Raw genomic sequence first — 12,000 nt, 5'->3', positions numbered from 1 at the left:
TGTCATACATATATACAAGTTAGGTGCAAGCGTACCTCAAAATCACGTTCAAAATTAAACATCAAAAATGGCTAAAGAAAAACTAATCTATGATTTTGTTGTTGGTTATATGCTAAAAGTACTTAAATCTAAAGCTGAAATAACTAAATACAAAGAGGAATTTAATGCTATAAGACACGGTGATTACGTTTGCTTCATCAATTTAATAAATATTGGAATTCCAGACAATATTATTGTTGCTAAAGAAGGAGAAGTCGAATTGATACCTACTGAGAAACAAATGGAAATGAAAAATGTAGATTTCCTTTTTTTACTTTTATCTGCTCCTGCATTAAAAGAATTTTACTCAAAATGTTATCAAGAATATGGTAATATAACTGATTATGATTTATTAGACGAAGATTTTGAAAACGTTGCGAATTTTGAAATGGTTTTGAGAATGTGTGTAAACAATAAATACATAATTGAACAAAAAATCGAATTAATAAATGTAATTAATTTGCTTTGCAATGATTTGTTAATTCCTAAAAATGAAGTTGACAAAATACAAAAAGGTAGAGAATTTGTAAATATGGTAAAAGGACATCGACCAAAATTCCCATCATATCAAGAAGGTTTAAACGCCTTTTCGGAAGCTGTAGAAATATTAAAAAAGTATGATATTATTTTAACAGCATAAAAACGCCAGCACCTAACAGCCACTACAACGGATTTGGGCAATTGGCTTAATGGAAAAATGGTTTTGCATTTGGAATGATTTGGCAAATCCGAATAATGGTCTTAATTTAATCCCAAACCCGCTGTAGTGCCAGAACGTTAAGCGGGAGTTGAAAGCCGAAATTACGCAGAAGAAATCCATTAGAAAACAAGCATTTGTTTCCGCAAGAAATTAACAAAGCTGAAGCGTGAAAAACGGAAGCGCCAACAGAAGCTGGAAAGTTGAAACCTGAAAAGCAGAAGTGTGAAAATTGGAGTGGAAAAACAGAAACTCGGAAAACAGAAGCGTGAAAATTGGAATCTGACAATAGAAACTTGGAAAAAGGAAACGTGAAAATTGGAACCAAATAACAGAAAACTAAAAACAAACGTGAAAGTTAAAAATAACAAACCGAAATACAGAAGCGTGAAAAATTTGCGGTTTAATTGTAATTCCGACTAAACAACCCCCGCTTAACACACGCTACAAGCGATTTGGGCAATAGGTTTAATGGGGAAATTGGTTTGTATTTGGAAGTTTTGGCAAATCCGAATATTAGTCTTAATTTAGTCCCAAACCGCGTGTAGCGCGGGAACGTTAGGGCTCAGTTTAAAGAACCGAAATATGAAAGACACTTTAGAATATAAAATACTTAAATATTTATCAGAAAATAATAACGGAGAACCTGTTGATGTTTCTAGATTAGAAACTAACACAAAAAAATTAAAACAGAAATTAATTGAACTGGAAAAAGAAAAATTAATATCATACGGAAGCGGAATTGACTTGCGATTTGGTGATGGAACTGGTGTGAAAGTAGATTTTATACGGGCGAAAATCAACTTCAAAGGAATTGAATATTTAAACAAAATAGATTCCGACAATAGAAACATAACTAATAATTTTAATAATTCTACAATTGGCCAACTTAATCAATCAGATGAATTAAGTGTTTTAAAAACAGAAATTAAACAGACAACCCAACCAAAAGCAAAAGAGAAACAACAAAGCGTTATTATTTCGTTTGTAGAAAAATTTTGGTGGCAAATATTAATACCGTTGCTATTGGGAATTGCTTTGATAGCAATAGAACAAAAAAGGTTTACATAATTAATCATAACAAAAATATTTAAAATTGCTTCCGACTTAAAAGCGGTGCGGAAACTAAACCGAAAAATAAAACCGAAGCCCTAACACACGCTACAAGCAAGCTGGGCAATTGGCTTAATTTGAAAATAGTTTGTGTTTGATACATTTGTTTTTAACCGAAAGAATACGCATCTTTAATCCCAGCCTGCGTGTAGCGCGGGAACGTTATAAGGCAGTTTAGAGAACCGAAATACCGAAAACACTATGAATAATATCGAAGTAAAAAACCATCTAATATTTTTCAAACAAAACAAAGTTAATTTAAGAGACCAAGATTTGTATCCAAAAATTGACGAGCATTTTGACCGAATTGTTTTTATACAAAACATTGACTTCTTGGAAAGAAATAGTTTGATTGTTGAAGACGATAATCGAGATTCTATATATTCTATAACCGACAAAGGAGAAAAATTCTTAAAGGACATAATAGAAGAGCATAAATATTTTGCCGAAAAAGAACGTATAGAATTTGAAAAATCAAAAATTGATTTAGAACTAGCGCAAAAAATGCTCAAAGAATTTCCAAAAACTAAACAGTTTGCGAGAATTGGACTTTTCATTGCGATTGTCTTAGCGTTGAAAGAATTATATATATTGCTAAAGCAATAATTGTAACAATAATATTAAACCTAATTTCTTGTTCATCCGATTTAAAAAATTTCATAACATAATAATTTAAACTTGTGTTTCGCTTAATAGCGGTGGAAACACGAAACCGAAAATAAAACCGCCTTATAACAGCTGTCTGTATCTATTGTGGGATTTAGTGGAATTACCGTTTCGCATCAACTTTCTGCAAAGCCGAAACTTGAGCGGTTACGAACTCCCACAACAGCCACAGGCAGCGGAACGTTGGGCAACATGTTAAATAAACGGAGACGAATTAATTAATAAATCGAAAATGAAAAAAAATCTACTTATCCTGTTCTATATTATTATATGTATAAATAAAATTCACTCGCAAACAAATTGGGAACTATTAAATCCTAAACCAACAGCTAATACTGGAAAAGGTGTTGAATTTGTGACAAATAATATTGGTTACATTATAACTTCAAATGAGTTATTAGAAACACTGGATGCTGGTAATACTTGGACAAAAAAGCAAAATATCTCAAGTGGAAATGATATGAGTTTCTACAATACAAAAGGTTATATTGTCGGTAACAATGGATATGTTCTAGAATCTGTAGATAACGGAGCATCATGGAATCAAATTTCTGTTGGTTTCAGCGGTAATTGCAATACTGTTAATATAATAGATGATAAGAATATAATACTATCAACTTCAAATAGTATCGTAAAATCTAATAATGGAGGAAATACTTGGCAAAGTTTTACAATTCCTAATGTCACTGTGGTTAAAACAGCTTTTACCAGTTCTTTAGTTGGACATGCAGTTTGTAATAATGGAATCATACTAAAAACCATTGATGGAGGTCAAAATTGGTACAAAACAATAGATAACAATAATATTTCACTTTCAGATTATTTTACGGTTTATTTTGTAAATCAAAATATTGGTTTCGCAACAAGAGATCGTAATGACCTATACAAAACAACCGATGCTGGTGAAACTTGGGTAGAAATTTCTGAAACAAATCAAGCTATTTATGATTTTCATTTTTTAGACGAGAATAATGGTTTTGCTACTGGAGAGTATGGTGCAACCTACAAAACAACTGATGGAGGAACTACATGGAATCAAATATTTTTTCAAAATGGCTTTGTAGCTGTAACTTCTATGTACGGTATATATTTTCAAAACAAAAATATTGGCTACGCTACTGGTGATCGCGGTCGAATCATTAAAACTACAGATGGAGGAAATACTTGGACACCGCATTCTATAACGTATAATGACTTTAGTCAAATTGATTTCATCAATAAAGATTTAGGTTATGCCTTACAAGGAAATAATTTTTATAAAACAATCGATTCAGGAAGTACTTGGAATAATCTTGGACCTCCACTTAAAAATGAGAAAACTAGCAGATTTGATTTTATCAATGAAAATTTAGGCTATGCCTTAGTTGGCGGTACTATAGGAACTTCAGGTACTACAGGCTCCGTTTATAAAACCATAAATGGGGGCATAAGTTGGACCAAATTAAATAATGGAAATGAAATAATCAACGAGGATTTGTCTTCTATCAATTTTATAAATGATGATATAGGATATGTCAGTGGTGGTTTCAATCAAAAAAAAGTAATGAAAACTACAAACGGTGGTTCCACATGGACACAAGTTAAATCTATTTTATATGGCGAAATACAATTTGTTAATGATTTGGTAGGATATGGCAATAGAATAGGATATTCAAATGGTAGTATGTATAAAACTATTGACGGTGGAAATACTTGGAACATTTGTATTGAAGTAGACGAAGGAATCAATGCCTTTGATTTTATTGATGAGAACAATGGATATTTTGTCGGTGACCAAGGATTGATTTATAAAACAACTGACGGAGGTATTGTATGGAAAAAATTAGAAATTCCTTACGAATGGTACACAAAGGTTAAGTTTTATTCAAAAAATGTAGGTTATATTGCAGACGAAGATGGAAAATTATATAAAACAGAAAACGGAGGCTTAAATTGGCAATATCTTACTCAACAATATGCTATTAACTCTATTGAGCTTATTAATGATAAAATATATACTGCAGGGTCAAATGGTAAAATTTATAGAAGTGATGTGCAATACCAACCCATAGTTTTAAGTATTAATCCTGCTAAAAACGTTACTAATTCAAGTGCTAGCTTAACTGGTAATGCTACTTCTAATGGCCAGGCTATTTCAAACATTCAATTTGAGTACAGTTTAGATCACTCTTTCAAAAATATTATTGCTACAACACCTGGTACAGTTGCTTCAAATGGATCTGCAAATATTTCAATAAATTTAATAAACTTAGAATCAAATACTACCTATTACTATAGATTAACTGCAATACAGAATTCAAATATATATTACAGCCAAATTTTAAGTTTCACAACACTTCCCGATTTTGAAATAACAACAAACTTTACTTATAATTATTCATCAACTACTGCACAAATTTCAGGCAATATAGTTTCTAATGGGTATGACATTACAAATGTGGAGTTTCAATATGGCACGAGTTCTGATGTTCTTGATAGTACTTTAGGCGGAACACCAACACTTGTATTAGGAAATTCAACAGCAACTGTTGAGGCAAGTTTAACTAACTTAAAACCAGAAACAAAATACTTCTACAGAATAAAGGCCACACACAAAGGGGAAGATATTTATGGTAACATTCGGTCCTTTACAACTTATCCAGAATATAAAATAAATATTAACAGTCCAAATATTAATGGAACAAATGTTACATTATCAGCATATTTAACATCCTATAATAAAGATATAACTGACATCGTATTTGAATATGGTACTCTCGATTATGAAAACAATATTTCAACCAATCCTTCGCAAATCAACGCTAGTAGCTCTAACCATGTAAGTGCCACAATTACTAACCTAGATGCCAATTTAAATTATTATTACAGATTGAAAGCCATGCATAATGGACAAGCAATTTATAGCGAGGAAAGAGTTTTCAATTTTTCAAGAAATATTATAATAGTTAATGGAACAATAGAAGAACCTCAAACAAATTCTTTAAAATTAAAAGGCTTAATTAATTGTCAAGGTGCATATTTAACTAACATTCATTTTGAGTATGGAGTTACAAACAGTTTTGGTTCATTAATAACAGGAACACCAAATTTTGCTTATGGTTATAATACTAATTTGATATCTGGTTTAATCAACAATCCGTTGGCAAAACAAACTTATTACTACAGATTAGTTGCCACTAATAATGGGAATATAATTTATTCAGATACTTATCAATATACAACGGGCACATTGAGCCTTACAGATTTTGATTTAGAGCAAGAAATATCAATATATCCAAACCCAGCAACTGATTATGTGAATATTAAATCTAATATTTCTGAAAAAGTTAAGTCTATTGAATTTTATAATGCTTTAGGTCAACGTATTTACTATGAGAATGTTTTTAATATCTCTGATATAAAAATTGATGTATCAAATTTCAGAAAAGGAATATACTTCGTAAAAGTAAACTTCGAAAGTACCAAAGTAGTATCATCGAAATTAATATTGAATTAAAAACAGGATTGCCCAACAGCCATTTTGAGCTAGCTGGAATTTAGTGGAATTACCGTTTCGCATCACGTTTTCGTTAAGCCGAAAACTAAGTGGTTACGAACTTCCAGCCATCTCAAAGTGGCATAACGTTAGCGGTAATGCTACTTAAACGAATCTAAAGAAACATAACTTGAAAATTAACTATCTACTTTTACTAAAAATTGTTGCATTAGAAATTTTATATTCTGTAGCATTATTTTTTGTTTCGTTTTTCGCACTTTGGGGATATTTTGGAGAAGGCGCTGGAGCAGAAAGTCCTCGCGCAATATTGTGTGGTCAAATTGCAACGTGTATTGTATTGTTTCCCCCTATAATTTTCAATATTTACAAAATGTTTGCTCCAAATGGAAAACAAAACTCTCTCACTTATTTAGGTGCTCAAATCGTAATTATTTTGTTATTTGTTTGTGCATATTATAAAGGTTTTATTGGAATTTAAAACATATTCAAACAAATTAAATTCATGGAACAAATAGAAACAGTAATGTGTTGTTTTTGCGGAAAAAGTTTAACTCATAAAGATTCTGTTGAGATTGAAATTTCAATTGCAAATTCCGAAGAATCACAATGTATTTTTAGCCATAAAAAATGTCTGAAAAAAGTGCTTGACAAAAACGTACCAATTGGAATTGATATAGATGACGAAAATTAAAGCACTACCGCTAACAGGCGTTTGGCAAGATTGCGAATTTAGTATTAAATTCACGTTTACATTTCGCAAGAAATTTTATCTTTAACAGAAAATAATCGGTTCCGAAGCTCGCAACCTCGCCAAGCGTCAGAACGTTGGCAGTAATAAACCACAAAAATGAGAAATGAAAAAAATTAAAGTCATCTCTATAATACTTATACTTTTTAGTATTTACAGTTTTAATGAAAGAATGCCGAAATCATTTTCGAAAAATTCTTTAATTGAAAATAATTCACTCCCTAATGATTTTTATTTTATAATGATAGCTACAATTCGAAAAACAGCACTTTCACTAGAAAATATTTAGAAGATTATAAAACAGTAAACATTGAACTAACGAAAGAAGAAAAAGAGAGTACATATTCATTTATGAAAGAAGTTGATTTTTTCAAAATGCCAAATAAATTTGAACCTAAAGAAAGCGTTATCTCAATTACTGACCCTGGTTTTTATAGAAGCATTGTGATATTTTCCGAGGGAAAACAAAAAGTTGTAAGTTATAATACTGGATATACTAGTTATGAAAATAAAAAAAGAGCAGGAAATTTTTTCCGTCTTTATGATATGATTTGGAATATTTTGCGAAATAAAAGTGAAGTAATTAATTTACCTGAATCGGACTTCCATTATAAATAAATTTACTACTGCCAACACACGCTACAAGCGATTTGGGCATTTGTCTTAACAGGAAAATGTTTTTGTATTTGAAAAATTAGTTTTTAACCGAAAGTTTAGGCTTTCTTAATCCCAGCCTGCGTGTAGCGCGGGAACGTTGGCAGTAATAACCAAAAAACTATGAGAGCTTATATTTTAGTTTTAATTGTATTTATCACCGGCTGTTCTCGAAAAAATGAATATGAAAATATTGAAGTTTTAACCTACAGTTGGATGCATGGAGATTATAAAAATGTAAAAGATGGATTTTATATTTCATGTTCAACTTATTCCATAATTGATAAATCGGGCGATGCAATAACATATTCAAATCATAGTTATTTTGAAAAGGAGCCTTTTTATTTTATTAACGAAATTGAAGATAATTCGATTGACAGAATAATTTCATTAGTAAAAAGTAAAAAAAACGATTCCATTGACAAAAAAATTTACAATGGGCCATGCATCAAGATAAGGGTAAATTTTAAAAGTCATCCTCCGAAAATTTATACTTTTCCAATGACAGTAAGAGATATGAAATTTCAGCCTCTTCGAAATTTATATCATTCCTTTGTGAATCCAACAGAAATAGAACTAATTGGAAAGCAGGAAAGATTAAATAGAATGAAGGACATTTTCATATCGGATGCAATGCAACTTGATACATTAAATGTGCCTTTACCAAAAGAAAAATAGTTACTACTGCCAACACACGCTACAGGAAACCTTCACTCACAGAAATCGAATAATAATGAATTATATTTTAGTTATCACCTTATTATTTTTTACGACTGTCTATTCACAAGATAAAGTTGGTTCTACTTTTATCTTTTCAAAATACGAAAATTTTGATTATGAAAAAAAAGGAAATCAAGTTAGAGATATTGTGAATGAAGATAATGAAGCACTAATTGTATACTTGGATGACAGCAAATACATCTCCTTAAAGAACAATAAAGTTAAATGCTATACAGTTTGTAAAGACACTATAATTAACAATATAGTAGAACTGAATAATATTGACGTAATGATTTGTAAGTCTATAATTGATACATTGGTCTCGATTGACCCAAAAAAAATAATCAATGAAATTGATAAAGAAAATAGTATACTTATTGAAAATTTAGGTAGGTATATGGTATCATTTTATAAAGATAACAAAACTTTAAAGCTTTTTTATAGTTACTCTTCCGAGACTAATTTCGAAGACAAGTTTTCTTTTCCTAAAGACAGAAAGACGTTTTTAAATAATTACTTAAATCTGACAAAATATTTTTATGATAAGGAATTTGAACGATTGAAATCTTTAGATACTATTTATTTGCTTATTGAAAAAAAGGAAAATACGCAATATGAGCAATCGAATTTTTCAGATACTACTTATTCGACTATTGTTAAGAAAGGGAAAAATATGACATATATTGTTGGTATAAATAAATTAAAAAATATACGCCAAGAAAATTATGACTTCCAATTTAATTGTTCTTATGTTTCTTTTATTAATTTGAATCGCTTTAGTTCTGCAGAACCAGCAAATGTATTTTATGAAAAGGAATCATTTTTAAAAACTAATTCCGACAAAATATTGCGTCTTGAAGATTTGCAAAGATTTACCCAATGTGATTTGGAACTATTAATAGGTTCAAATTACAAAAAAGTTTTTATCATTGATAAAGATGATATCAGAAGTGGGAAAATTAAAATTAAAGAAGTTAAAGGCGGAACTCGTTGTTGGTCAGAACATCAGGAGGATTAGAAAGTAATGGACTCAATGTCTATTTAGTATTAGTAACTAGGTGTTAGAAAACAAATATTGAACGATAAAAAAGGCTTCCTGTAACAGCTACTACAACGGATTTGGGCAATAGGCTTAATGGGAAAATAGTTTGTATTTTATACATTTGTTTTTAACCGAAAGATTACGCATCTTTAATCCCAGCCTGCGTGTAGCGCGGGAACGTTACAGGAAATGGAATAAAAAATCGGAGAAAATAAACTATGATCCTCAAGATAACATTATGGAAACAATTAAAATCATTGTTTTCGCTACTATTTATTACTTCACTATATATTGGTGGGTTAGTATATGCTGAAATACCACTAGAAAAAAGAGCTGTACTAATATTCTCATTACCATATTTAGCTATCTTTTTTATTCCCGTAGTTATTATCCATTTGAATTATTACATAAATGGCACGGGAATTATTTATAAAATCGATGAAAGCGGAATAACGAAGACTGTTAACAATAAAGAAGAGTTCATTTCAATAGCCGACATAAAAGAAATAACATTTTTTATGATGCCCAACAGATTGTTAAATAGTGCAATTAGAAGTCTTCCTTTTGAAGATTATTACTATGCCCAAATTCTAACAACAGACAAAAAAGTTATTTTTATAAGCTGTCTTTTTTCTACAAAAATTGACAAAATATTAGAAGTGAATTTTAAAGAGTTAAATATAAAAAAACTAAAGGCCATTTATCCATTAATAACTGCATAGAATCCACTTCCTGTAACACACGCTACAAGCAATTTGGGTTTTAGGCTTAATTTGAAGTTAGTTTTGTATTTGGAAGATTTGGCAAATCCGAAAATAGAGCTTAATTTAGTCCCAAACTACTTGTAGCGCGGGGACGTTGGCTGCAATATTACCTCAAAACGATGAAAACTTACCTATTATTAGTTACATGTGCTTTTACGAATTTGATGATTGGACAAAAGTCTATAATAATGTTGAATTCGATTGATACATTACTAAATCAAGATGCAAAAAAAGAACTATCATTACAAATTGCCGAAAAAGACATGATTTTTATGGGTGAATCGGAACATCACATTGGCTCTGATTTTCTGGCAAAAACAGAATTTGTGAAATTTTTGGTACTAGAACATGGTTACAAAAACATTGCGTTTGAAGGAGATTTCTTTGCTTTATACAATACAAACGATAAAAATTTTTTGTTTCCGTTTTGGTCAAAATCAAAACAATGTAAAGCCTTATTTAATTTTTTAGAAGATCAAAAAGTTACAATTTGGGGATTTGATAATCAATTTAGTATGGGTTACAGTTTCCTTAATTTTTCACCACAACTTTTTTCATTCATGAATGAAAACAATATTACATATGAAAAACAATTTAAAGATTTTGTAGATATTGTGTGCAAACGTGGACCCGAATTTGAAAAAGAACTCTCAAAAAACGATATAAAATATCTAGTTGAAAAAATTAATATTATTTTGCAAGCTGATAGTGTTCAGGAAAATAAACAGTGGTTTCAATTTCTTCAAAGTTTTCAAAGTATCATATTACAAAATACCACATCAAAATTGAAAGCATATGAAATTAGGGATAATCAGATGGCAAGCAACCTACAATTTGTAGCAGAAAAATTAGAAAAACAAAAAATAATTGTTTGGGCCGCAAATGCTCATATTTCAAAAATGAAGGAGGAATTTATGGATGGCAAAATTATGGGTGCAAAATTTCTTGAACAAACTAATCGAAAAACTTTTCACATTGGTTTCGCTCCAATAAAAATGTCTTACCGAAAAACGAGCTTTATTGAAACGCAAGTAAAACAGAAAAACAATCTGTTGAATTTATTACCAAACATAACAGGTAATTCTATAATTTTTTCAAGTTTGATAAGTAAAGAATATCCTGAATTAAAGGACACAAAATTTGTTGGTATGTTTGGCATGGGAAATACGGCGTTTAATTATTTTAAACATTTTGATGCACTTGTTTTCATTGGAAATGGAGAGAAAGTAAGTTACTAAAAATACTGCAGCCAACACACGCTACAAGCAATTTGGGAATTAGGCTTAATTTAAAAATGGTTTTGTATTTGGAAAATTTGTGCATAATGGAAAAAACTCGCATCTTTAATCCCAAACCTCTTGTAGCGCCAAGACGTCAGGTTGTGAAAAAACCTATTTTACTTTCAAAAACTTCAGATAATTCTACTCAAGAATTCAAATATAAGGCATTTAACAGGTCGTTATTTTTAGGCTGCAATTTTAGTTTGATAGAAATAGTGTTCTAAGTTCAGCTTTAAATAACTCTTTTTTAGCAAAAACAAGACTTTCGCCTTGTAGGGTGAGTTCCATTTTTTGAGTTTGGTAATCAGTTCTGGAACGCCTAGGATAATGACACTCCGTTTGATGTTATACACCAGCATAATCAGGCTATGTTCTCCGTTTACTTTTTCTAATCCCTTTAAGTTGGTATGGTTATAGCCCCATTGCCGTTTGATGGTGCCAAATATATGTTCGTTGATTTACTCAATTTTTATTGTTTTTTATTTGTTTTCGTGATTTCCGCTACGCTTCAATTCTTGTCGTTTGCGTCAGAACAATTAATTTTTGCAAATGACAACCCTTCTATAAACTCGAATAATTAAACAGACATGAGATCGGTCAGCTTCCAATGGTGTAAGATTTTTTTTTCTTTCAGTTTTTCCAAAGAGTTGTACTAAGTATTCTAATGAGTTATAGAAATCTTCCTCTACATAAATACCTTTTTTTAGCTTAGACTTTTTTTAAAATTACAATTATCTGATTTTCAATGACTAAATTGCAAATTATCACTAACTTAGCAAGT

Annotated in this window: 11 protein-coding genes and 1 pseudogene; 11 read left to right on the top strand and 1 reads right to left on the bottom strand. The window is 30.3% G+C overall.

The features are described 5' to 3' along the window. The first annotated feature begins 67 nt into the window (after nt 1-67). The 11 genes from BC952_RS06365 to BC952_RS06310 all read left to right on the top strand — a co-directional run bounded on the left by BC952_RS06365 (nt 68) and on the right by BC952_RS06310 (nt 11,177). Nucleotides 68-679, top strand: coding sequence for a hypothetical protein (locus BC952_RS06365; protein WP_121364718.1), 612 nt, complete (start codon nt 68-70; stop codon nt 677-679). A 642-nt stretch (nt 680-1,321) separates the two neighbouring features. After that, complete coding sequence (locus tag BC952_RS06355) at nt 1,322-1,807, top strand: hypothetical protein (protein ID WP_121364716.1); 486 nt, start codon at nt 1,322-1,324, stop codon at nt 1,805-1,807. Between the two features lie 243 nt (nt 1,808-2,050). Then, a complete protein-coding gene (locus BC952_RS06350; protein WP_121364715.1) occupies nt 2,051-2,455 on the top strand; it encodes a hypothetical protein in 405 nt (134 codons plus the stop codon). Nucleotides 2,456-2,747: 292 nt separating this feature from the next. Continuing rightward, nucleotides 2,748-6,011: a YCF48-related protein gene (locus tag BC952_RS06345; RefSeq protein WP_121364714.1), complete on the top strand. Its 3,264-nt coding sequence runs from the start codon at nt 2,748-2,750 to the stop codon at nt 6,009-6,011. 169 nt (nt 6,012-6,180) lie between these two features. Then, a complete protein-coding gene (locus BC952_RS06340) occupies nt 6,181-6,489 on the top strand; it encodes a hypothetical protein (protein ID WP_121364713.1) in 309 nt (102 codons plus the stop codon). Between the two features lie 24 nt (nt 6,490-6,513). Beyond that, nucleotides 6,514-6,702 carry a hypothetical protein gene (locus BC952_RS06335; protein WP_121364712.1) on the top strand — a complete coding sequence of 63 codons (189 nt, stop codon included), beginning with the start codon at nt 6,514-6,516 and terminating at the stop codon, nt 6,700-6,702. A 408-nt stretch (nt 6,703-7,110) separates the two neighbouring features. Further along, entirely contained in the window at nt 7,111-7,377 is a 267-nt protein-coding gene (locus BC952_RS06330) for a hypothetical protein (protein WP_147405264.1), read from the top strand. Between the two features lie 159 nt (nt 7,378-7,536). Further along, complete coding sequence (locus tag BC952_RS06325) at nt 7,537-8,091, top strand: hypothetical protein (protein WP_121364710.1); 555 nt, start codon at nt 7,537-7,539, stop codon at nt 8,089-8,091. Between the two features lie 55 nt (nt 8,092-8,146). After that, nucleotides 8,147-9,151, top strand: a complete 1,005-nt coding sequence (locus BC952_RS06320) for a hypothetical protein (RefSeq protein WP_121364709.1) — start codon at nt 8,147-8,149, stop codon at nt 9,149-9,151. A gap of 242 nt (nt 9,152-9,393) precedes the next feature. Then, nucleotides 9,394-9,897, top strand: a complete 504-nt coding sequence (locus BC952_RS06315; RefSeq protein WP_121364708.1) for a hypothetical protein — start codon at nt 9,394-9,396, stop codon at nt 9,895-9,897. 161 nt (nt 9,898-10,058) lie between these two features. After that, complete coding sequence (locus BC952_RS06310) at nt 10,059-11,177, top strand: erythromycin esterase family protein (RefSeq protein ID WP_121364707.1); 1,119 nt, start codon at nt 10,059-10,061, stop codon at nt 11,175-11,177. Nucleotides 11,178-11,404: 227 nt separating this feature from the next. Here the strand turns inward: BC952_RS06310 and BC952_RS06305 are convergent. Further along, nucleotides 11,405-11,677 (bottom strand): annotated as a pseudogene (locus tag BC952_RS06305) (transposase); the annotation flags it as partial. Nucleotides 11,678-12,000: the final 323 nt, after the last annotated feature.

Source organism: Flavobacterium limicola, assembly GCF_003634755.1.
GTDB classification, from domain to species: domain Bacteria; phylum Bacteroidota; class Bacteroidia; order Flavobacteriales; family Flavobacteriaceae; genus Flavobacterium; species Flavobacterium limicola.
The sequence above is the reverse complement of the archived record's forward strand: the minus strand, read 5'-3'. Positions and strand labels throughout refer to the sequence as shown.